Origin of the sequence: Corallococcus praedator (assembly GCF_003612125.1) — a bacterium.
In the GTDB taxonomy this organism is placed as follows: Bacteria; Myxococcota; Myxococcia; order Myxococcales; family Myxococcaceae; genus Corallococcus; species Corallococcus praedator.
The window spans coordinates 13827-36465 of sequence record NZ_RAWI01000049.1 but is presented as its reverse complement, the minus strand read 5'-3'; the positions used below and the strand labels follow the sequence as shown (position 1 = coordinate 36465).

The following is a 22639-nucleotide window of genomic DNA, read 5'->3' as shown; positions in this document are numbered from 1 at the left end:
CCGGTGCCCCCCAGGGCCGCGAAAGCGCCCCCGGTCAGGTGCACACGGTGGAGGGTGGCGACACGCTGTGGGACCTGTCCCAGCGCTACCTGGGCAGCCCCTGGTACTGGCCCAAGGTCTGGTCCTACAACCCGCAGATCGCCAACCCGCACTGGATCTACCCGGGCAACAACGTGAAGTTCTTCCCCGGCGGCGAGGAAGTCCCGTCGCGCGTGGAGGCCGGCGACCTTCCTTCCGACGACGTGCAGGCGCCCCAGGACGTGAGCGGCGGCAGCCTGGTGTCGGTGGTGGGGAAGATCGGCTACGACCCGTCCACGTCCCGGCCGGTGACGACCAAGGGCTTCGTGACGGCGCGCGAACTGGACGAGGCGGGCCGCATCGAGGGCTCCCCCTCCGAGGCGCTGATGCTGTCGGCCCCGGAGCGCGTGTACCTGCGCTTCAAGAAGAAGGGCGCCGCCAAGGTGGGTGACCGCTACGTCATCTTCCACACCGTGGAGCCGGTGAAGCACCCGGTGACGGGCGCCAAGGCGGGCTTCCTCACGGAGCTCTTGGGCACGGTGCAGGTCACCGCCATCAACGATGACGTGGTGACCGCGCGCATCATGGAGACCTGGGACCCCATCGAGCGTGGCAACTACGTGGGCCCCTCCAGCGAGCGGCTGTCGGAGCGCGTCGCTCCCAAGCCGAACTCCAAGGAGATCCCCGGCTACGTGCTGACGCCGATGACGCCGGGCCAGACGCTGATGGGCGAGCACCACTTCATCGTCGTGGACCGCGGCACCGCGGACGGCGTGCAGGTGGGCAACATCTTCACCATCGAGCGCAAGGGCGACCCCAGCCTCGACGTGCTCGGCCGCAGCGATACGAAGCCGGGCGAGGTCAAGAAGGGCCAGCGCGTCTACCCGTGGGAGGGCGTGGCCCAGTGCATGGTCACGGAAGTGCGTGAGCGCACCTCCAACTGCCTCCTCACCCGGTCCCTGGTGGAGATCTCCGCGGGCGACCGCGCCACCATGCGCAAGGACGGGGCCCCCACCGCCAGCCGCTAGGCACGGGCCTCCGAACGGCAGGAAAGCTGCATTCCGGCCCGCCCTGGAGGGGCGGGCCGCTTGACCACCGATGTTCCGGTGTTATGTGTCACGCCCCTCCCGGTCCACCTCTATATAGGTGGGAAACAGGCGGGGGACGGGCATGACAGAGACCGACACGGGCACACCCACCGCAGAACGCCGCGCCTGCCTGGCGCTCTGGGCCATCCCTGGCCTGGGGCCCCGGACGTTGGCCGCCGTGCGTGCGTTCGCTGGAGGGGAGCTGGCCCGCCTCGCGTCCGCCCCGGTTCGGGACTGGGTGTCCGACGTTCCGGTGCCCGCACCCGTCCGTCAGCGCCTGGCGGCCGTCGCTTCGCTGGACGACGTGGCCTCGCGCGTGGAGTCCGCCTGCGACGTGGCGGGCATCCGGGTGGCCTTCGCGGGCTCGCCGGCCCATCCCGCCCGGCTGGTGGGGCTGGAGGACGCGCCGCCGCTCTTGTTCTACCGGGGTGAGCCTGGACCGCCCCGGCGGCGCCTGGCGATGGTGGGCAGCCGTCACCCCGACCAGGGCTTCCTGCCGTTCGCCCGCACGTTCGCCCGGAAGGTTTCGGAGGCGGGTGTGGGGGTGGTGTCGGGCGCGGCGGAGGGCGTGGACAGGGCGTGCCACTGGGGCGCCCTGGACGCGGCGGGGGAGACGTGGGCCTTCCTGGGGTCGGCGCTGGACGCGCTGGACCCGGCCCAGGCCCGGCTGCTGCCCCACTTCCTGGGACAGGGAGGGGTGTTCTTCAGCGAGCTGCCGCCGGGAGTCCGGGCGAGCACGACGACCTTCCCCCGGCGCAACCGACTCATCGCTGGGGCGTCGGACGCGGTGCTGGTGATGCGGGCCGGGCTGGAGTCCGGGAGCCTGTACACGGCGGACGCGGCCCGGGCGCAGGGGCGGCCGGTGTTCGCCCTGCCTGGAGATGTCTGGCAGCCGGCGGCGGCGGGTTGCAACGCCCTGCTGGCGGACGGGCGGGCCCGGGCCTGTACGTCCGCTGAAGCGATCTGCGCGGTGGTGGGCGTTCATCCCGGCCGGGCGGTGCCCGCGGGGCGTGAAGGAGGTTGGTGGGAGGCGCTGTCCGTGGAAGCGCGCGGGGCTTATGGACTGTTGGACAGGGTTCCCCGGTCTTTTGACGAGGTGCTCGCCCAGAGTCCGCTGTCCCCCGCCGCGCTCACGAGCGCCCTGGTGGAGTTGGAATTGTCGGGGCTGGTGGTCCAGCACCCGGGTAAACGGTACGAGAAGGTTTGAAGGCAGTCCGAGGTAGGAGAGCCATGGCCACGCGGAAGAAGACACAGGCGGCGCAGACGGAAGCGGCGGAGGAGACGCCCAAGAAGGCGGCCTCCAAGAAGCCGGCTGCCAAGAAGGCGCCCGCCAAGAAGAAGACGGCGGCGAAGAAGGCCTCGGCCAAGAAGAAGACGGCGGCCCGTCGCCGTGGCGCGGACGGCGAGGAACTGCCCACCGTGGACGCGGATGCCGACGCGGAGGAGGAAGTCCCCGAGCGCCGTGGCAAGGGCCCGCACTACCTGGTGGTGGTGGAGTCTCCCGCCAAGGCCAAGACCATCAAGAAGTACCTGGGCAGCGGCTACACGGTGAAGGCGTCCGTGGGGCACGTGAAGGATCTGCCCAAGAGCAAGATTGGCGTCGACGTGGAGGACGACTTCAAGCCCGAGTACACGGTCATCAAGGGCAAGGAGAAGGTCCTCAACGAGCTGAAGAAGACGGCCAGGACGGTGGACCGCGTGTTCCTCGCGACGGACCCCGACCGCGAGGGCGAGGCCATCGCCTGGCACATCAAGGAGGAACTGGCCCACCCCGACTCCCTCCGGGTGACCTTCAACGAGATCACCAAGAAGGCGGTGCAGGAAGCCATCGCCAATCCGCGCGAGCTCAACCAGGACAACTACGACTCGCAGCAGACCCGGCGCATCCTGGACCGGCTCGTCGGCTATCAAATCTCGCCGCTGCTCTGGAAGAAGATCCGCCGGGGCCTGTCCGCCGGCCGCGTGCAGTCCGTCGCCGTGCGCCTCATCGTGGAGCGCGAGACGGAGATCAAGGCCTTCACGCCGGAGGAGTACTGGACGCTGGACGCGCTGGTGCAGGGCCCCCAGGGTCCTCCGCCCTTCAAGGCCAAGCTGTCCCGCGTGGACGGCAAGAAGGTGGAGCTGAAGGACCGCGCCACCACGGACGGGCTGGTCGCGGAGCTGAAGGACGCGCCCTTCACCGTCACCAAGGTGGACCGCAAGGAGCGCCGCCGCAACGCGCCCGCTCCGTTCATCACCTCCAAGCTCCAGCAGGAGGCCGCCAACCGTCTGCACTTCACCGCCAAGAAGACGATGACGTTGGCGCAGAAGCTGTACGAAGGCGTGCCGCTGGGTGAAGAGGGCCAGACGGCGCTCATCACGTACATGCGTACGGACTCCACGCGTCTGTCGGACGACGCCGTCACGCAGGTGCGGGAGTTCATCGGCCAGAAGTACGGCGCGGACTACCTGCCGCCGGAGCCCATGGTCTACAAGAGCCGCAAGAGCGCCCAGGACGCGCACGAGGCCATCCGGCCCACGTCCCTGGAGTACCCGCCCGAGCGCGTGCGTCCCTTCTTCGACGCGATGGACGAGTCGGACATGTTCCGCCTCTACGAGCTCATCTGGAACCGCTTCGTCGCGTGCCAGATGAAGCCCGCCGTGTACGACCAGACGGCCGCGGACATCACCGCGGGCCGCGCCACGTTCCGCGCGTCCGGCAGCACCCTGAAGTTCCCGGGCTACCTGGGCGTGTACGGCGCCGGCCTCACGCCGGAAGAGGAGTCCGAGCGCGACAAGGCCAAGGCCGCCGGTGAAGACGGCGCCGAGGACGTGGTGGGCGAACTGCCGCCCCTCAACGAGGGCGAAGTCCTGGCCCTGCACAAGCTGCTCAACGAGCAGCACTTCACCCAGCCGCCCCCGCGCTTCAGCGAGGCCACGCTGGTGAAGGAGCTGGAAGAGCGCGGCATCGGGCGCCCGTCCACGTACGCGGCCATCCTCTCCAACATCCAGGACAAGAAGTACGTGGAGAAGCTGGAGAGCCGCTTCCGGCCCACGGACCTGGGGCAGATGACCAACGAGCTGCTGGTGAAGCACTTTCCCCACGAGCTGGACGTGTCGTTCACGGCCAGCATGGAGGAGAAGCTCGATCAGATCTCCGACGGCGGCGCCAGCTGGAAGACCGTCCTCCACGACTTCTACGGGCCCTTCAAGGAGACCCTGGAGAAGGCCGAAGCGGAGATGCGCGACGTCAAGCGCGAGGAGATCAAGACCGACATCGCCTGCGAGAAGTGCGGCAACCCGTTCGTCATCAAGTTCGGGAAGATGGGCCACTTCCTCGCCTGCTCGAACTACCCCGACTGCAAGAACACCAAGGACTTCAAGCGGGACGCCGAGGGGAAGATCGTCATCGTGGAGGAGGAGACCACGGACGAGAAGTGCGAGAAGTGCGGCAAGCCCATGGTCATCAAGCGCGGCCGGTTCGGACGCTTCATGGCGTGCTCGGGCTACCCGGACTGCAAGACGTCCAAGCCCATCTCCATCGGGGTGAACTGCCCGGAGTGCAAGGTGGGCTACCTCACCGAACGCCGCAGTGGCCGGGGGAAGATCTTCTTCGGCTGCAACCGGTATCCGGAGTGCAAGTTCGCCGCGTGGGACCGGCCGCTCGCGGAGGCGTGCCCTCAGTGCGCGTCGCCGTACCTCCTGCAGAAGTACTCCAAGCGGGACGGCGCCTACATCTCCTGCCCGAACAAGGAATGCGACTACCGCCGCGAGGTGGTGGAGCAGGGCGGCCTGGGCGCTCCGACGGAGGCAGCCGTGGGGGCTGCTGGCGAGGCACCGGTCGCTCCCCCGCCTTCTTCGGCGGCCTGAGCGGAAAGCTGAGTCATTCCAGGGGGCTGGCTGGACCCCCCTGGCTTGACACCCTCGCGGGCGAAGTCCTAGAAGTCCTGATTGCTCCCAGCCCGTGATCGCAAGCCTCCTGCCCGTACGCGGCAGGGGTGCGCGCGGGGGGCAGCGAAAGGACGCACTCCGCGATGAATCCCTCCGTGAACGCGTTGTTGAGCATGGTCTTGGCCGAGGCGGCTCCCGCGGCCGGCCATGCTTCCTCCGGAGGCCTGGGGGATTTCATCGTCGGCGCCTTCAAGGCCGGCGGTCCGTTCATGTTCGTGAACCTGTTCTGGCTGGCCGCGTCCATGGCCGTCATCGGGGAGCGCGCGGTGACGCTGCTGTTCCGCTACCGGCTCAACGCGAGCGCGTTCATCGAACAGGTCCACAAGATGGTGCGCAGCGGCAACCTGGACCGCGCGGTGAAGTTCTGCGGCATGGCGCCGCGCTCGCCGCTGGCCCGCGTCATCCGCGCGGGGCTCATCAACGCGAACCGCGGCGAGCTGGAAGTGGCCAAGGCCGTGGAGGAGGCGCTGGCGGAGTACACGCCGCACGTCTCGCGCCGGGTGCAGTGGCTGTGGTCGCTCGCGAACATCGCGACGCTGGTGGGCCTCGTCGGCACCATCGTGGGCCTCATCGGCACCTTCCGCGCGCTGGGCAACGTGCCGGCGGAGCAGAAGCAGGCGCTGCTCTCCAACGGCATCTCGGAGGCCATGTACAACACGGGCTTCGGGCTCTCCATCGCGGTGCTCTGCATCGTGTCGCACCTGTTCTTCCACACGTACTCGAAGAACATGGTGGAGTCGGTGGAGCTCAACGCGCTGAAGCTGGAGAACCTGCTGTCGCGGCGCGGCTCGCTGGAAGTCGTCCCCGCGGACGACGACGTCCGGGCGGCGTCGTAGTCCCCGCTGGCTTCCGGAGCCACGCATGGCGTTCTACTACTCCCGCCGCAAGCTGAAGCCGAGGGAAGAGGAAGAGGGGGGCGAGCTGAACATCGTCCCGTACCTCGACATCCTCATGAACCTCATCATCTTCATGCTGCTTTCCATCACGGGCCTCACGGCCTTTGGCGCGCTCAACGTGTCCGCGCCCACGTATGGCGGCGGAGCTTCCGCCAGCGCGGGCCTGGCGGAGGCGGACGCGCCCAAGCTGATGCTCCAGGTGCTCATCTCCGAGAAGGGCCTCTATGTCCGGGGCAACGGCAAGGAGGCCGCGGCGCCGGAGGGGGATGCGCCCACGCTGCCGCGGCGCGCGGACGGCACCTATGACTACGCGGCGCTCAACGCGCGCCTGGTGAAGATCAAGGCGGAGTTCCCCCAGGAGACGAAGGTCATCGTGGCGGCGGATCCGAACATCCCCTACGACGCCCTCATCCAGACGATGGACGCCCTGCGCGAAACGGCGGGCCCCACCGAGCGCAAGCTGCTCTTCCCCGACGTCACCCTGAGCACCCTGTAGCCATGTCCGACACCGCGCCCCCGACCGCCGCCGAAGCCGAACAGCTCGCGCGCATGCGCTACCGCCGGGCCCTCGCGCGCAAGAAGCGCAAGGAGCGCGAGGCCGCCTCGGAGGTGAAGGAGCTCAACATCACCGCGATGATGGACATGATGACCATCATCCTGGTGTTCCTCCTGAAGTCCTTCGCGTCGTCCTCCGCGGCCATCACCGCGTCCGAGGACGTCCGTCCGCCGGTGTCCTCCACGCGCGCGACGCCCAAGGACACGGTGGCCATCACCATCACCCCCAAGAACATCCTGGTGGGGGACCGCGAAGTGGTGCGGCTGAAGGACGGGCGCATCCCGGAGACGCAGTTCCCCGAGGACAACAAGCGGCTGGTGCTGGGGCTGGATGAGCAGCTGAAGAAGGAAGTGAAGAAGCTCAAGTTCATCGCCGAGCGCAACCCGGCGGCGCCGTTCAGCCACGAGCTGTCCGTCATCGCGGACAAGATGGTGCCGTACGACCTGCTCGTCACCGTGCTCTACACGGCGGGGCAGAACGAGCTGGAGAACTACCGCTTCATCGTGCTCCAGCGCGACTCGGAGTAGCCGCACCCGGCCTGCTGGACACACGACTCCCCCGCGCGGGATGGACACACGGGGGAGCGCCTGATGCCTTCGCTAGAGGGACAGGCTGCCCGTGTGGCGGGCGGCGTCCCGCGTCTCCTGCTCGTGGAGGGCGGCGTCCTCCTCGCAGCGGATGGCGAAGGGCATGGCCTCCAGCCGGTCCAGGGAGATTTCGTTGCCGCAGTCCACGCACTCGCCGAACACGTCCGTGTCCATGCGGCGCAGCGCGGCGTCAATCAGCATGATCTCCCGGCGCTGGGCCTCGATGAGCGTGGACAGGGTGTAGTCCGCCAGCTCCGCCTGGGCCTGTTCCTCGTACTCGGGATCGCGCTCCTGGTCCTTCAGCGCCATCAGCTCCCGGCGAGCGCCTGCCTGGGCGTCCTCGGTCGTCTTGCGGCGTTTCTGCAGAAGCTCACGGATCATCAACAAGTCCTTGGCTCGGCTCATGGCTGCGTCACTCCCATCCCGGTTCGCGGTTGAAGGGCGCTCGCGGCCGGTGGTGTGGCATCCCGGCGCGAAGACCGCGAGAAACCTAGGGTTGGATCCCAGGTGGGGAAACCTCACCTCCCCGTCTGCACGCATGGTGGGACGCAGGGCAGGCAGCCAGCCGTGGGCAGGCCGGGAAGTGGAAAGAGAACGCGGGGTTGCGCTGGTGCTTTCACGGCTGGGAAAGGGCGCGACCTTCCTGCTAACAGGGACGCCCCGGGCGCCCTGGAGTCTCAAGACGCACCCGGTGCGTGGGGAGGTTGCATGTCGGATGTGAAGCAGCGGGTGACGGTGATTGGCGGGGGCTTGGCGGGCACCGAGTGCGCGTACCAGCTCGCGCGGCGCGGCGTGCCGGTGGTGCTGCGCGAGATGAAGCCGCACAAGCGCTCCCCCGCGCACAAGTCGGACACGCTCGCGGAGCTGGTGTGCAGCAACTCCCTGCGCTCGGACAACCCGGAGAGCGCCATTGGCCTCTTGCACGCGGAGCTGCGCGCGCTGGGCTCGCTGGTGCTGGGCAGCGCGGACATGCACCGCGTGCCCGCCGGTGACGCGCTGGCGGTGGAGCGCGAGGGCTTCTCCCGCGAAATCACCACCCGGCTCCAGGAGGGCGTGGGCGTGGAGATTGTCGGCGGCGAGGTGGAGCACCTTCCGGACGAGGGCGTGGTGGTGGTGGCCACGGGGCCGCTGACGTCGGACGCGCTCACGGCGGAGCTGGAGCGCCACGTGGGCACGAAGCTCTACTTCTACGACTCCATCGCGCCCATCCTGTCCGGGGACTCCATCGACATGGAGGTGGCGTTCCGCCAGAGCCGCTACGGCAAGGGCGGCGGGGATGACTACCTCAACCTGCCGATGAACCGCGACGAGTACTACCGCTTCGTCAACGAGGTGAAGGCGGGCCAGAAGCTGGTGCCGCACAGCTTCGAGGAACCGAAATACTTCGAAGGGTGTCTGCCCATCGAGGTGATGGCGGAGCGCGGAGACGACACGCTGGCCTTCGGGCCGCTCAAGCCGGTGGGGCTGAAGGATCCGCGCACGGGGAAGGACCCCTACGCGGTGGTGCAGCTGCGCATGGAGGACAAGGCCGGCACGGCGTGGAACATGGTGGGCTTCCAGACGCGCCTGACGTGGGGCGAGCAGAAGCGCATCTTCATGTCCTGCATCCCGGGCCTGCAGAACGCGGAGTTCCTGCGGATGGGGCAGATCCACCGCAACACGTTCATCGACTCGCCGCGCCTCCTGGCGGAGGACCTGTCGCTGAAGACGCAGCGGCGGGTGTTCTTCGCGGGGCAGGTGACGGGGGTGGAGGGCTACGTGGAGAGCGCGGCGTGCGGCTACCTGGTTGCGCTGGCGGTGCACGCGCGCCTCACCGGCACGGCGTTCGTGCCGCCGCCCGCGACGACGGCGCTGGGGTCGCTGTACCGGCATGTCACGGGGGAAGCGCACCCGCCGGACCATCCGCACCAGCCCACCAACGTCATCTACGGCCTGTTCCCGCCCTTGTCCGGGCGGATGAAGAAGGCGGACAAGCGCGCGGCCTACTCGGCGCGGGCGAAGCAGGACCTGGCGGCCTGGCTGCCACACGCGGGCGTCGCGGCAGCGGGCGCGCCCCAAGCAACGGACCCGACGGAAGAACAGAGGAGCGCATGAAGCGACCTGGGATGTGGGGCCTCGTGGCCCTGCTGGCGGTGGTGGGGTGCAACAAGAAGGGCGACGACGGCGCCGCCCCCTCGCAGCGCAGCGCCGCCAAGGACGACACGGTCCGCAGCGCGGCGAAGGGCGCGGCGCTGGTGGGCGGGCAGGGACAGTTGCTGGCGGCGGGCCGCGCCGCGGACCTGCGCCTGTCGCCGGACGGGCAGTTCGCCACGTACCTGCTCAACGGACAGAAGCCCCGGCTGGACGGCATCCCGCCGCAGATGCTGGTGGGCGCGCTGTACGTGGTGCCGGTCGCGGGCGGCAAGCCGCGTGCGCTGGGCGACGGCGTGACGAACGTGCCGGGCAGCCTGCTGTTCTCCGCGGACTCCCGGCACCTGCTGTACGTGACGGGCTACAACCCGGCCTCGCAGTCGGGTGAGCTGCACGCGCTGGCCTTGACGGACGCGGCGGCGGAGCCGGCGACGCTGGGCACGGCGGTGAGCTACCTCCTGCCCTCGCCCGACGGCGTCAGCGTGGCCTTCGTGGACGGCGGCGTGCTGAAGCTGGGCCCGCTGCCCGCGGGGCCGTTCCAGGACGTGGCGGCGGAGGTGAGCACCGCGCAGTTCACGCCGGACGGCAAGACGCTGCTCTTCAAGCGCCGGCTGTCGGCCGCGAGCGGGCTGGCGGCGGTGACGGTGGGCTCCAACGAACCGCCGCGCAAGCTGGCGGATCAGGTGGGCGACTACGAGGTGTCGTCGGACGGCAAGCGCGTGGCGTACCAGGTGCGCAGCGAGGCCGTGCGCGGCATGTATGACCTGTACCTGGCGGACGTGCCGGCGCTGAAGGGCCAGCGGCTCGCGGTGGGCTCGAAGGTGTTCGGCTTCTCTCCGGATGGCCAGTGGCTGGCGCGCACGGAGAACGGCAAGCCGGAGCAGCTGGGCGACCTGTACGTGGGCCCGGCGTCCGGTGGGCCGGGGCGCAAGGTGGGCGAGGCGGTGGAGGAGATGGCGTTCGCGCCGGACTCCAAGGCGGTGGGCTTCCTGGAGAAGTACGACCAGCCGTCGCGCGCGGGCGCGATGAGCGTGGCGACGCTGCCGGACGGCGCGCCGAAGCGGGTGGGGGACCGGGTGCCCAACTTCGTGTGGGGTTCGGACAGCCGCTACGTGGCGTTCCTGTCGCGCTTCGTGAAGCCGGTGTTCTCCGTGGACCTGATGCTGTACGCGCTGGGCCAGGAGAAGGCGGAGAAGGTGCAGCCGGGCGTGTTCGGCTACGGCTTCATGCCGAACAACGGCGCGGTGGTGTTCCGCACCAACTGCATCCGCAACGGCCGCGCGTGCGACTTCAAGGCGCTGGACCTGGGCGAGAAGCAGACCGAGGCGAAGACGTGGATGCAGGGCATCTTCAGCTATAAAATCTCCAACGACGGGGCCCGCATCCTCGCGACGTACGCGCGCATGGACTCGGACACCTACGACGTCGCCGTCTATGACGTGAAGACGGGGGCCCGCAAGACGCTCGACCAGGGCGTGCAGGTGCCCACGTACTTCGCGGGCAAGGACGACGCCCGCGCCGTCTACATCATCGGCCAGGGGCAGAACCCCGGCGTGTACAGCGCCATCGCGTCACCGCAGTAATCAGCAGTGGCCGTTGACCCGGGGGGTGGAGGGCGGCTTCGCCTTCCGCCCCTTAGGGGCCGGCCGGCGCTGTTGATGCGTGCACAGTCGGGGCGGGTGTGGTGTCTTGCCCGCCGAATGGCACAACTCGTCTATCGGCGCTACGGCGGCTCCCTCCAGGTCGACATCCCCGACTTCCACACGCTCACCGAGGCGGTGCGGATTCCCGCGACGCAGTGGATGGCGCTCGCGTGTCCGCTGGAGGGCATCGCGTGCGACCCGCGCTTCCTCACGCTGATGGACGCGGACGGCAACGGCCGCATCCGGGTGGAGGAGCTGCGCGCCGCGGTGGACTGGACGGCGGCGCGGCTGAAGGACGCCAAGGGCGCGGACGCGGGCAGCGACGTGCTGGAGCTGGCGGCGCTCTCCGACACGGCGAACAACCTGCGCGGCGCGGCGGAGCTGGTGCTGCGCACGCTGCACGCGCCGGACGTCACGCGCCTGTCCCTGGAGCAGCTGCGCACCAGTGACAAGGCGCTGCGCGACGCGGGCACGAACGGCGACGGCATCATCGCGCCCACGTCGCTGCCGGAGCGGCTGCGGCCCCTGGCGCAGGCCATCATCGCGGCCTTCCCGGCGGTGACGAACCGCGCGGGGCTGGTGGGCGTGAACGCGGAGCTGGTGAAGCGCTTCCGCGAGGAGCGGACGGCGCTGCTCGCGCACCTGTCCGGACGGGACTCGGTGTTCACCTGGGGCACGGCGAGCCTGGAGCAGGCGAAGCGCGTGCATGACGTGGCGCCGCTCCTGGATGGCTACTTCGTGCAGTGCCGGCTCGTCGCCGCGCAGCCGGAGGCCGCGGCCAGCCTGCGCCTGCGCGCGGAGCGGGTGGAAGGGGCGCTGGGCGACGTGGGCGCCATGGGCAAGGCCGTGGGTGAGCTGCCCATCGCGCCGCCGGACCCGTCGGGCGTGCTCGTGTGGGCGCGGCTGTACCGGGGCCCCGGCTACGAGCGGCTGGAGGCCTTCCATCAGGAGGTGGCGACGCCGCTGCTGGGCGACGGCGTGAAGCTGACGGACACGGCGTGGAAGGAGCTGTCCACGAAGGCGGAGGCCATCCTCGCGTGGCAGGCGAAGCGGGACACGCACGCGCTGCACGCGGTGGCGGACACGCTCTCCACCGTGTCGGACGAGGAGCTGGACGCGCTGGAGGCCGCGAGCCGCGAGGACCTGTCGCTCAAGGGCACGCTGGACGTCATCGCGGAGCTGGAGCGGCTGGTGCTGTACCAGCGCTGGCTCCTGGTGTTCGCCAACAACTTCATCAGCATGCCCAGCCTGTACCTGCCCAAGCGCCGGGCGCTGATGGAGCGGGGCACGCTCATCCTGGCTGGTCGCAAGTACACGCTGTCGGTGCTGGTGAAGGACCGGGCGGCGCACTCGGCGCTGACGGGGCAGGGCACCACCTGCATCCTCTACGTGAAGGTGCTGCCCAAGGACGGCGCGGAGGGCTACGAGGTCGCGGTGCCCGTCACGGCCGGCCGCAGCACGGAGCTCGTCGTGGGCAAGCGCGGCGTGTTCTACGACGTGGACGGCGTGGAGAGTGACGCCATCGTCACGCAGGTGGTCCGCCAGCCGGTGTCGCTCTGGGAGTCCATGACGATGCCGTTCATGCGCATCGGCGCGTTCATCTCCGGCAAGGTGGAGAAGCTGGCGGCGTCGGGCGAGAAGGAATTCGATTCGACGCTGGAGCACGGCTACACGCAGACGGTGACGGCGCCCCCGGCCGGTGCGGCTCCCGCGGCGGCGGCCCCGGCGGCGCCCGCGGCGGGAGGACTCGCTGGAGTGCTCGCGGCGGGTGGCATCGCGTTCGCGGCGCTGGGTTCGTCGCTGGCGTTCATCCTCACGCAGGTCAAGTCGCTGACGCTGGTGGACGTCATCACCGCGGCGACCATCCTGGCCATCGTGGTGATGGCGCCCGCGGGCCTGCTCGGGTGGCTGAAGCTGAGGCGGCGCAACCTGGCGCTGCTCCTGGAGGGCTCTGGCTGGGCGCTCAATGATCGGCTGATGCTCACCCGGGGCGTGGCGACGCTCATCACCCGCCGTCCGAAGCTGCCGAAGAACGCGCGCGTGGATCGCTCGGACCTGGTGCGCGGGGCGCTGCGCCACACCCAGGACGACGACGAGAGCGACGGCATGTCCGTGGGAGCCCGCCTCGGCCTGACGCTGCTCGTGCTGTTCATCCTGCTGTGGCAGGTGCGCGTGTCCATCACGGAGTGGATGTGCACGCACCGCTGGCTGTCCGAGGACAGTTGCCGGGTGTTCCTGCCCAAGCTGGTGCCTTCTGAACTGCCGGGGGCGCCGGTGGTGGCCCCCGCCGCTCCGGCCCCGGTGCCCGCGAAGTAGGCCGCGCTCGCGCGCCGTCGTGAATCTTGCGAGGCTCGGGGAGGCCCCTAGGCTTCCCCGACCATGTCGACCCTGTCTCCGCTCCTCGAGAAGTTCCGCGCCCACCTGGAAGACGAGAAGGACGCGTCACCGCACACGGTGCGCAACTACCTCATCGACCTGGTGGACTATGAGCGCTACCTCGTGGAGCGGATGAAGTCGTCGCTGCTGGCCGGCACGCACGCGGCCATCCGGGGCTACCTGGGCACGCTGAGCGTGGACCACGCTCCGTCCAGTCGCGCGCGGCGGCTGGCGAGCATCAAGTCCTTCTACAAGTACCTGGTGCGGCAGAAGCTCCTGTCCGCCAGTCCCGCGAAGCTGGTGAAGAGCCCCAAGCTGCCGAAGACGTTGCCCAAGGTGCTGCCGGTGGAGGAGGTGTTCGCCATCCTCGACCTGCCGGACGTGAACACGGTGCTGGGGCTTCGCGACAAGGCCATCCTGGAGATGCTCTACGGCGGCGGCCTGCGCATCAGCGAGCTGTGCGGCCTGTCGCTGCTGGGCGTGGACCGCAGCAGCCGCATCGTCCGGGTGATGGGCAAGGGCAGCAAGGAGCGCCTCATCCCGCTCAACGCGAAGTCCATCCGCGCGCTGGAGGCATACCTCGCGAGGCGCGGCGAGCTGCTGGCCACGGTGCACGCGGGGCAGGATCCGGACGCGCTGTTCCTCAACTTCCGCGGCGGCCGGCTGACGCCCCGGAGCATCGCGAGGCACCTGGATGCGTACGTGCTCCAGCTCGCGCTGGCGCGAAAGGTGAGCCCGCACGCGATGCGCCACTCGTTCGCCACGCACCTCTTGGGCGGCGGTGCGGACATCCGCAGCATCCAGGAGCTGCTGGGCCACGCGAGCCTGTCCACCACGCAGAAGTACACCCACGTGACCTTCGAACAGTTGCAGGAAGTCTACGACGCCGCGCACCCTCGCGCGTGACGCGGTTGGAAGGGCAGGGGCATGTCGAACCGGAGTGATGAAGTTGAAGCGTTCATGGCGGAGCTCGAACATCCGCTGAAGGCGGAGATCGAAGCCGTGCGCAGCGCCATCCTGGCCTCCGACAAGACGCTCACCGAGCGCATCAAGTGGAAGGCCCCCAGCTTCTGTCACGGCGGCGATGACCGGGTGACGTTTCGGCTGGCCCCCAAGGGCATCTTCCAGGTCATCCTCCACCGGGGCGCGAAGGTGAAGGACACGGCGGGCTTCGCCTTCGAGGACGACTCGGGCCTGGTGAAGTGGGCCGCGGTGGACCGGGGCATCGTCACGCTCCAGGACGCGAAGGACGTGAAGGCGAAGAAGGCGGCCCTGGTGAAGCTGGTGGGCCGGTGGATCCAGGCCACCGTGGCCTGAAGGGCGGCGTGGAAGTTCTGGGGAGGGTGAGGGAGCGGACAGCCGGGCCGTGTTTGCTGGTGGGGGCGGGGCGGGCTTGTTAAACCTCCCGCCATGTTCCACGGCACCACCATCCTCTGTGTCCGCCGCGACCAGAAGGTCGTCATCGCGGGCGACGGCCAGGTCAGCCTCGACAAGACCATCATGAAGAACACGGCGCGCAAGGTGCGCCGCATTGGCGACGGGCAGGTGCTCGCCGGCTTCGCGGGCAGCACCGCGGACGCCTTCACGCTCTTCGAGCGCTTCGAGGCCAAGTTCAAGGAGCACCAGAAGAACCTGACCCGCGCCTGCGTGGAGCTGGGCAAGGACTGGCGCACCGACCGCTTCCTGCGCCGCCTGGAGGCGCTGCTCATCGTCGCGGACCGGGAGAAGACGTTCATCCTCTCCGGCGCGGGCGACGTCATCGAACCCGACCACGGCATCGCCGCCGTGGGCAGCGGTGGTTCCTACGCGCTGTCCGCCGCGCGCGCGCTGCAGGCGAACACGCAGATGTCGGCCCGCGACATCTGCACGCAGTCCATGGCCATCGCCGCGGACATCTGCGTCTACACGAACTCCAACGTCACCTACGAAGAGCTCTGAGAGGACCGCCCCGTGGCCGAATCGCGCAAGTTGTCCGCCTTCACGCCTCGCGAGGTCGTCAGCGAGCTGGATCGCTACATCGTCGGCCAGAACGACGCCAAGCGCGCCGTGGCCATCGCGCTGCGCAACCGGTGGCGCCGCCAGCAGGTCTCCGACGACCTGCGGGATGAAATCCACCCGAAGAACATCATCATGATCGGCCCCACCGGCGTGGGGAAGACGGAGATCGCCCGCCGGCTGGCGAAGCTCTCCCAGGCGCCCTTCGTGAAGGTGGAGGCCTCCAAGTTCACGGAGGTGGGCTACGTGGGCCGCGACGTGGAGTCGATGATCCGCGACCTCGTGGAGGCGGCCATCGCGCTCGTGCGCGAGGAGGAGACGGAGAAGGTCAAGCCGCGCGCGGAGGAGCTGGCCGAGGACCGGCTGATGGAGCTGCTCAAGAATGGCGGCGCGTCCCGCCCGTCCGCGTCCCCGCCCTTCGGCTTCTCGCCCCCGCCGCCCACCGCGCCGTAGCCGCTGGGCGACAGCGAGCGGGAGAAGCTGCGCGCCCAGCTGCGCGCCGGCACGCTGGATGATCAGCACGTGGAGGTGGAGACCAGCGAGAGCTCGCCCACGTTCATGCGCAACTTCAGCGGCCAGGGCATGGAGGAGATCGGCGTCAACCTCCAGGACCTGTTCAAGAACATGCCGGGCATGAAGAACACCCGGAAGCGCCGCGTGCGCGTGCCCGAGGCGCTCCAGATGCTGCGCGCGGAAGAGGCGCAGAAGCTGGTGGATCCGGACCGCGTCCAGCGCGAAGCGGTGGTGCGCGCCGAGTCCAGCGGCATCGTCTTCATCGATGAAATCGACAAGATCGCCAGCCGCGAGGGCGGCAAGGGCGGCGGGGGCCCGGACGTGTCGCGCGAAGGCGTGCAGCGCGACATCCTGCCCATCGTGGAGGGCTCCTCCGTCAACACGAAGTACGGGCAGGTGAAGACGGACCACATGCTCTTCATCGCGGCGGGCGCGTTCCACGTCTCCAAGCCGTCGGACCTCATCCCGGAGTTGCAGGGCCGCTTCCCCATCCGCGTGGAGCTGGAGGCGCTGTCCGGCGAGGACCTGGTGCGCATCCTGCGCGAGCCGAAGAACTCGCTGTTACGCCAGTACACCGCGCTGCTCGCCACCGAGGGCGTGCGCCTGTCCTTCACGGACGACGCGGTGTCGGAGCTGGCGCGCATCGCCCAGCAGGCCAACGATCGCACGCAGAACATCGGCGCGCGGCGCCTGCACACCGTGCTGGAGCGGCTCTTGGACGACGTGTCCTTCACCGCCAGCGAACTGGGCCCGCGCGACTTCCAGGTGGACGGCGCCTATGTGCGCGAGCGCCTGTCCGCCATCGTCCAGGACGAGGATCTGTCGCGCTACATCCTCTAGCGCGCTAGCGTCCCCGCCGTTGTCCCCCGCGCAGCACGAATCGTGAGGAAGACCACCTTGTCGCAACCGTCGCCATCCCCCGTCGCCTCCCCTGGCAACGACGCCCTCATGCAGAAGGCGAAGCAGCACCTGCTGCAGAACTACAAGCAGCAACCCATCGCCCTGGTGCGAGGGCAGGGCACGCGGGTGTGGGACGCGGACGGCAAGGCGTACCTGGACTGCATCGGCGGCATCGCCGTGTGCGCCCTGGGCCACTGCCACCCGGAGGTGGTCGCGGCGGCGAAGGCGCAGTTGGATCTGCTGTGGCACGTCTCCAACGTCTTCTACTCGCAGCCGCAGATCGACCTGGCCGAGCAGCTGACGGAGTGGGCGGGCCTGCCGCGCGCGTTCTTCTGCAACTCCGGCGCGGAGGCCAACGAGGCGCTCATCAAGCTGACCCGCAAGGTCATGAAGGACCGGGGCACGCCGGAGCGCTTCGAACTCATCACCTTCGACAAGAGCTTCCACGGCCGCACGCTGGCCACCGTCACCGCCACCGGCCAGCCGAAGTACCACGCGGGCTTCGAGCCGCTGCCCGCGGGCTTCAAGCACGTGCCGTACGGGGACCTGGAGGCGGTGCGCCGCGCCGTGGGCCCCTCCACCGCCGCCATCCTGGTGGAGCCCATCCAGGGCGAGGGCGGGGTGCGCATGTCGCCCCCGGGCTTCCTCCAGGGCCTGCGCGCGCTGTGCGACGAGCACGGCCTGCTGCTGCTCGTGGATGAGGTCCAGACGGGCATGGGCCGCACCGGCCTGCCGTTCGGCTTCATGCACGACGGCATCCAGCCGGACGCCATCAGCATCGCCAAGGCCCTGGGCAACGGCCTGCCCATGGGGGCCATGCTGTGCCGCGAGGAGCTGGCGAAGAGCCTCACGCCCGGCACCCACGGCTCCACCTTCGGCGGCAACCTGGTGTCCGCCGCCGCGGCCAACGTCGTCCTGCGCCTCCTGCGCCAGCCCGGTCTGCTGCCGGACGTGCAGGCGAAGGGCGAGCACTTCCTCGCGGGCGCGCGGGCGCTCCAGGCCGCGCTGCCGGAAGGGCGCATCAAGGCCGTGCGGGGCCGGGGCCTGCTGCTGGGCGTGGAGCTGGACCGGGAGGCCGCGCCCGTCATCGCGAAGCTGCGCGACGCCGGACTGCTGGTGAACTCGGCGGGGGACACGACGCTGCGGTTCGCCCCTCCGCTCATCATCACCCGGCAGGAACTGGACGAAGCCCTGGGCATCCTCCAGCGTGTGCTGGCTTCCCTCTAGTCGCCTTCCCGCGAGGGGGCCCGTCACAGCCGGGGCGTTTGACGCCTTGCGTCCCGGACACCTACACTTTGGGATTCGCCTGCCGCGGAACGTGTGACCTTGAGCGCGCCCAACCCCATCGTCGGCCTGGGGGGCCGGACCGACCACATCGCGACGGTGCCCCACCTGGACCCGTCCCGCCTCCAGCTCAGCCCGGAGGAGGGCACGGTGCTGTCGCTCGTGGGCCGCGTCGAGCGCATCGACGCGGTGCTGTCCCGCTCCACGCTGGGCGAGGCCCGCACCATCGCCGTGCTGCTGTCCCTGCGCGCCAAGGGCGCCATCGTCCCCGCGCGCGTGGTGCAACGCGCCACCCCCGCCGCCCCGGCCGTGGACGCCTCCATGGCGGAGGAGGTGGACCTGGAGCCCGAACAGAAGCGCGAGATCATCGACCTGGAGCGCGCGCTGGACGGGATGGACCACCACGCGGTGCTGGGCGTGCCCCGGGGCGCCACCGCCGCGGAGGTGAAGCAGGCCTATTACAACGCGTCCCGGCGCTTCCACCCGGACCGCTACTTCGGCAAGAACCTGGGCAGCTTCCGCGCCCGGGCCCGTGGACGCGGAGTCGGAGGCCCGCCGCGCCGAGCGTCAGGCCCGGCTCGCGCGCCACCCGTACATGGCGCGCACGCACAAGCTCACGGAGCTCGTCGCCCGGGGCAGGGCGGCCACCGCGCGCGGGGACTTCGAGCGGGCCTACCAGGACTTCAACCACGTGCTGGGCCTGGATCCGAAGAACCGCGAGGTCGCCGCGCTGCTCGTGGACGCGCGCCGCAAGCACGACCTGCACCGCGCGCAGGCGGAGGTGGAGCGGGGCCAGCAGATGGAGATGGGCGGGGATTTCGCCGGGGCGCACGCGGCCTACAAGCTGGCCGTGTCGCTCAACGGGGACAACCCTGAGGCGGCCTTCCAGGCTGCTCGTGTGGGCCGCGAGCTGGCGCATGACGTCAACGAGGTGCGGGCGCTCGCGCAGCGCGCGGTGGAATTGAAACCGGGCCGCGCGGATTACCACCTGCTGCTGGCCCACCTGCTGCTGGCGGCGGGGCAGAAGAAGCAGTCCAAGCATCACTACGAGGAGGTCGTGCGCCTGGATCCGGACAACGCGGAGGCCCGTGCGGCCCTCAAGAAGTTGCGTTGGACGTTCACGTGAGGTGCATGCGTCCCCATGGCTGAGTCCGGACCGCTGATTGGCATCGACCTGGGCACGACGAACAGCCTCGTCGCGACCGTGCAGGACGGCCAGCCGCTCATCATCAAGAACCGCACCGGCGCGCCCCTCACCCCGTCCGTGGTGGCGGTGTCGAAGAACGGCAAGCGGCTGGTGGGCGGCATCGCCAAGCGGCAGGCCATCACCAACCCGCAGGAGACGGTGTCCGCGGCCAAGCGCCTCATCGGCCGCAAGTTCTCCTCGCACCCCGTCCAGGACGCGATGCGCGCCCTGACGTACCAGGTGGTGTGCGGCGCCCACGACGACGTGCGCATCCGGCTGGCGGGCCGCGACCTGGCCGTGCCGGAGGTCAGCGCGATGATATTGGCCGAGCTGAAGGCGGACGCGGAGGCGCACTTCGGCCGGCCCGTCACCCAGGCGGTCATCACCGTGCCGGCCTACTTCAACGACGGCCAGCGGCAGGCCACCAAGGACGCGGGCCGCATCGCTGGGCTGGAGGTGCTGCGCATCATCAACGAGCCCACCGCGGCCGCCCTGGCGTACGGCTTCGGGCGCACGGTGAACGGGAAGATCGCCGTGTTGGACCTGGGCGGCGGCACCTTCGACGTGTCGGTGCTGGAGATCAACAACGGCATCTTCGACGTGGTGGCGACAGGCGGCGACACCTTCCTGGGCGGCGAGGACTGGGACCACCGCATCATCGAGTGGATGGTGTTCGGCTTCGCCAAGGAACACGGCATCGACCTGCGCAAGGACCGCATGGCGCTGCAGCGGCTGAAGGACGCCGCGGAGAAGGCCAAGGTGGAGCTGTCGTCTGTGAAGGAGACGCAGGTGCACCTGCCCTTCATCTGCACGCCGCCGGGCGGAGGCGCCGCGCTGCACCTGCAGGCCACGCTCACCCGCGAGAAGCTGGAGGACCTGACGGCGGACCTGGGCGAGCGCCTGGTGGGCATCACCTCCGAGGTGCTGGGGGAGGCGAAGGTGCGCCCCTCGGAGCTCAAGGAGGTCATCCTGGTGGGGGGCATGTCGCGCATGCCCCGCATCGTGGAGCAGGTGCGCCAGTACTTCCGCCGCGAGCCCTGCAAGGGCGTGCACGCCGAGGAGGTGGTGGCCCTGGGCGCCGCCATCCAGGCGCACGCGCTGGTGGCGCAGGAGAGCGAACTGCTGCTGCTGGACGTCACGCCGCAGAGCATGGGCGTGGCCATCGCGGGCGGCTACGTGCGCCGGCTGATTCCGCGCAACACCACCGTGCCCACGTCCGCGACGGAGGTGTTCGCCACGTCCAAGGACTTCCAGCGCACGGTGAAGATCATGGTGCTCCAGGGCGAGCACGAGCTGGCGCACCACAACGAGCTCTTGGGCGAGTTCCTCCTCACCGGCCTGCGCGAGGCGCCGCGCGGCCAGGTGGAGATCGAGGTGACGTTCGACATCAACGCGGAGGGCATCGTGTCCGTCTCCGCGAGGGACCGCGACACGGGCCTGCGCCAGTCCATCACCGTCACCGCGTCCAGCGGCCTCACGGAGGACGAGCTGCGCCGCATCATGGAGGAACAGCGCGACTGGCTCGTCACCGCGCGCGCGTCGGAGGAGCTGAAGACCCGGCGCGTGGAGCTGGACATCCTGGCCCGCGACCTGGTGGACGCGCTCTCCCGCGTGCGGCTGCTGCCCGGTGCCGGAGGGCTGTCGCCCGACGTCGTGGCACGCGCGGAGCAGGCCCTGGACCACGCGCGGCAGGTGCGCGGAGGCGAGGACGTGGGCGCGCTCACGCGGGCCTGCGAGGCGCTCTCCCAGAGCCTGCCGCAGTTGCGCGCGGCCAGTCCGCGCGGGACGCCGGGACGGTAGCCGCGCATGCCCGGCCTTCACGCTCCGCGAGGGAGTCCCCCATGAACACGCTCCGGGCCAGGCAACTGGTCGAAGCCGGGTTGCTGTTGCGACTGAGTGGCGACATTCCGGGCGCGGAGAAGCTCTTCGTCCGGGCGCTGGAGCTGGATCCCGCAAACGCGCGCGCGCGCCAGCTGCTGACCCCGGGGGGCGGCTCCACCGCGCCGGTGAACATCGCCGCGCCCGACATGGAGGGGGACTGGGGCGCCTGGGCGGATGCGTCCAGCCCCGGCCCCGCGGAGCCGCTGCCCGAGTCCGTGAACCTGCCGGAGGGGACGGGGACGCCGGGGGACGCGTTGGACCTCATCGCGGAGGCGCACCGCACGCAGGAGTTCGGCCTCCCGGAGAGCTACGCCGGGATGGGGCCGCTTCCCCAGGGCTCGGAGGTGGAGTGCCTGCTGAAGGGGGCGGAGGACCTCCTGACGCTGGACGACCACTCCGGCGCGGTGGACCTGCTGCGCCGGGCCCAGTCGCTGGCGCCGGAGGATCCGCGCGTGGAGGCCCTGCGCGACCGCAGCGAGCGCATCCTGGTGGCCATGCTGGAGGCCCGCCTGGGGGACCTGGACCGGATGCCCCGCGTGCGGTTGCAGCCGGATGACATCATCTGGCTCAACCTGGATCACCGCGCCGGCTTCGTGCTCGCGCAGATTGACGGCGCGGTGAGCTTCGACGACCTCTTCGCGCTGTCGGGGATGTCGCGGCTGGACACCGCGCGCATCCTGGCGCAGCTGCTGGACGAGGGCATCATCGCCCCCGGCGGATCGCCCGTCTCTACGCGGGGCGGATGACGGCCGTCCACACGCCGCGCACCACCGGCTCGCCGCGAGCGTTGAGCGTCTCCGTGCTGACGACGAGGAAGTCCATCCCGGCCTTGCGGTAGAGCTCCCGGATGTGGCCCGTGGTGGTGAGCACGTCCCCGGGGCGCATCACGCCCAGCAGCTCCAGCTCCTGCTCCCCGTGCACCAGGCGCACGCGGTCCACGCCCAGCTCCGGATCCGCGATGGCGGCGCTGAAGGGGCGGATGGCGAACACCACCGCGAAGCTGGGGAAGGCGATGACGTCGCCGTAGGGCCCCGCCTTCGCCACGTCGTCCGCGTAGAGCAGGGGACTGACGTGCGCGGGCGGCTCTCCGAAGGTGCCCGCGGAGGGGACGGAGCCGCCCAGGATGAGGGAGAACTCGCGCAGCTTCTCCCGGCCGATTTCGTAGGTGAAGGGGCCGTACGCGCGGCCGACGAACTTCGGGTCCAGGGGCATGGCTATCCGAGCGAGGTTTCGACGACGGCGCCCCGGAGGACGGGCTCGCCGCGTTGGTTGGTGGCGGTGACTTCCGTGCTCAGCCGGCCCTCCGCGATGGCGGTGACGCGGCCCTGGAAGGTGACGGTGTCCTCCGGCAGCACCGGCCGGGAGAAGCGCACCCGGACGCGGCGCACGAGGCCCGGGTCCCCCACGAAGACGGCAACGGCCTCCACGGCCCAGCCCAGCGTGCAGAGGCCCTGGAGGATGACGCCGTCGAAGCCGGCGAGCCTGCCCACCTCCGGGTCGATGTGGATGGGGTTGTAGTCCCCGGAAGCGCCCGCGTAATACACCGGCCGCAGCCGGTCGCACTGGCGGACGTGCGTGAAGGTGTCTCCCACCTGGAACGTGCGTGCCATGAGGCGGGCAAGCCTACCGCCCCCCGTGCACGGGTGTCCGGTGGAA

The 22639-nt window shown here is 70.0% G+C and carries 19 protein-coding genes and 2 pseudogenes; 18 read left to right on the top strand and 3 right to left on the bottom strand.

Features of this window, described 5'->3' with window-relative positions:
* The 6 genes from D7Y13_RS09330 to D7Y13_RS09305 form a co-directional block, all read left to right on the top strand.
* On the top strand, nt 1–1046 hold a 1046-nt coding region (locus tag D7Y13_RS09330; protein ID WP_244222333.1), incomplete at its 5' end, for a LysM peptidoglycan-binding domain-containing protein.
* Between the two features lie 142 nt (nt 1047–1188).
* On the top strand, nt 1189–2313 hold the full coding sequence (locus D7Y13_RS09325; RefSeq protein ID WP_120584956.1) for a DNA-processing protein DprA: 1125 nt from the start codon (nt 1189–1191) through the stop codon (nt 2311–2313).
* Between the two features lie 23 nt (nt 2314–2336).
* Nucleotides 2337–4955, top strand: a complete 2619-nt coding sequence (topA, locus tag D7Y13_RS09320) for a type I DNA topoisomerase (RefSeq protein ID WP_120584957.1) — start codon at nt 2337–2339, stop codon at nt 4953–4955.
* 164 nt (nt 4956–5119) lie between these two features.
* Nucleotides 5120–5872 (top strand): MotA/TolQ/ExbB proton channel family protein, encoded by a 753-nt coding sequence (locus D7Y13_RS09315; RefSeq protein ID WP_120536030.1) that lies wholly within the window; start codon nt 5120–5122, stop codon nt 5870–5872.
* 25 nt (nt 5873–5897) lie between these two features.
* Nucleotides 5898–6428, top strand: a complete 531-nt coding sequence (locus D7Y13_RS09310) for an ExbD/TolR family protein (RefSeq protein WP_120536029.1) — start codon at nt 5898–5900, stop codon at nt 6426–6428.
* 2 nt (nt 6429–6430) lie between these two features.
* Entirely contained in the window at nt 6431–7015 is a 585-nt protein-coding gene (locus D7Y13_RS09305) for an ExbD/TolR family protein (protein WP_120536028.1), read from the top strand.
* Nucleotides 7016–7087: 72 nt separating this feature from the next.
* Here D7Y13_RS09305 and D7Y13_RS09300 read toward each other — a convergent pair whose 3' ends face one another.
* Nucleotides 7088–7480, bottom strand: a complete 393-nt coding sequence (locus D7Y13_RS09300) for a TraR/DksA family transcriptional regulator (RefSeq protein WP_120536027.1) — start codon at nt 7478–7480, stop codon at nt 7088–7090.
* Nucleotides 7481–7783: 303 nt separating this feature from the next.
* Between D7Y13_RS09300 and trmFO the strand changes: the two genes are divergently transcribed.
* The 12 genes and pseudogenes from trmFO (at nt 7784) to D7Y13_RS09245 (ending at nt 21729) form a co-directional block, all read left to right on the top strand.
* Nucleotides 7784–9169 (top strand): methylenetetrahydrofolate--tRNA-(uracil(54)-C(5))-methyltransferase (FADH(2)-oxidizing) TrmFO, encoded by a 1386-nt coding sequence (gene trmFO, locus D7Y13_RS09295; protein WP_120584958.1) that lies wholly within the window; start codon nt 7784–7786, stop codon nt 9167–9169.
* On the top strand, nt 9166–10788 hold the full coding sequence (locus D7Y13_RS09290) for a gliding motility protein (protein ID WP_120536025.1): 1623 nt from the start codon (nt 9166–9168) through the stop codon (nt 10786–10788). Before trmFO ends, D7Y13_RS09290 begins: the two co-directional genes overlap by 4 nt.
* Nucleotides 10789–10905: 117 nt before the next feature.
* Nucleotides 10906–13164, top strand: coding sequence for a kinesin (locus D7Y13_RS09285; RefSeq protein WP_120536024.1), 2259 nt, complete (start codon nt 10906–10908; stop codon nt 13162–13164).
* A 63-nt stretch (nt 13165–13227) separates the two neighbouring features.
* The gene (locus D7Y13_RS09280; protein ID WP_120584959.1) at nt 13228–14130 is read left to right on the top strand and encodes a tyrosine recombinase XerC; all 903 of its coding nucleotides are present in this window, start codon (nt 13228–13230) and stop codon (nt 14128–14130) included.
* 21 nt (nt 14131–14151) lie between these two features.
* Nucleotides 14152–14541, top strand: coding sequence for a DUF1801 domain-containing protein (locus D7Y13_RS09275; protein ID WP_167508732.1), 390 nt, complete (start codon nt 14152–14154; stop codon nt 14539–14541).
* A gap of 93 nt (nt 14542–14634) precedes the next feature.
* Nucleotides 14635–15162: an ATP-dependent protease subunit HslV gene (gene hslV, locus D7Y13_RS09270; protein ID WP_120536022.1), complete on the top strand. Its 528-nt coding sequence runs from the start codon at nt 14635–14637 to the stop codon at nt 15160–15162.
* Between the two features lie 12 nt (nt 15163–15174).
* A pseudogene (hslU, locus tag D7Y13_RS09265) lies at nt 15175–16572 on the top strand (ATP-dependent protease ATPase subunit HslU).
* Nucleotides 16573–16680: 108 nt separating this feature from the next.
* The gene (locus D7Y13_RS09260) at nt 16681–17859 is read left to right on the top strand and encodes an aspartate aminotransferase family protein (RefSeq protein WP_120586113.1); all 1179 of its coding nucleotides are present in this window, start codon (nt 16681–16683) and stop codon (nt 17857–17859) included.
* Nucleotides 17860–18237: 378 nt separating this feature from the next.
* A pseudogene (locus tag D7Y13_RS49010) lies at nt 18238–18366 on the top strand (hypothetical protein); the annotation flags it as partial.
* Between the two features lie 82 nt (nt 18367–18448).
* Nucleotides 18449–19042 (top strand): tetratricopeptide repeat protein, encoded by a 594-nt coding sequence (locus tag D7Y13_RS47870; RefSeq protein WP_244222332.1) that lies wholly within the window; start codon nt 18449–18451, stop codon nt 19040–19042.
* Between the two features lie 15 nt (nt 19043–19057).
* Nucleotides 19058–20902: a molecular chaperone DnaK gene (gene dnaK, locus D7Y13_RS09250; RefSeq protein ID WP_120531722.1), complete on the top strand. Its 1845-nt coding sequence runs from the start codon at nt 19058–19060 to the stop codon at nt 20900–20902.
* Nucleotides 20903–20943: 41 nt separating this feature from the next.
* Nucleotides 20944–21729, top strand: coding sequence for a tetratricopeptide repeat protein (locus tag D7Y13_RS09245; protein WP_120531723.1), 786 nt, complete (start codon nt 20944–20946; stop codon nt 21727–21729).
* Here D7Y13_RS09245 and D7Y13_RS09240 read toward each other — a convergent pair.
* Nucleotides 21713–22195 (bottom strand): FAS1-like dehydratase domain-containing protein, encoded by a 483-nt coding sequence (locus tag D7Y13_RS09240; protein ID WP_120531724.1) that lies wholly within the window; start codon nt 22193–22195, stop codon nt 21713–21715. The two genes, D7Y13_RS09245 and D7Y13_RS09240, sit on opposite strands and share 17 nt — an antisense overlap.
* 2 nt (nt 22196–22197) lie before the next feature.
* On the bottom strand, nt 22198–22593 hold the full coding sequence (locus tag D7Y13_RS09235; RefSeq protein ID WP_120531725.1) for a MaoC family dehydratase: 396 nt from the start codon (nt 22591–22593) through the stop codon (nt 22198–22200).
* Nucleotides 22594–22639: the final 46 nt, after the last annotated feature.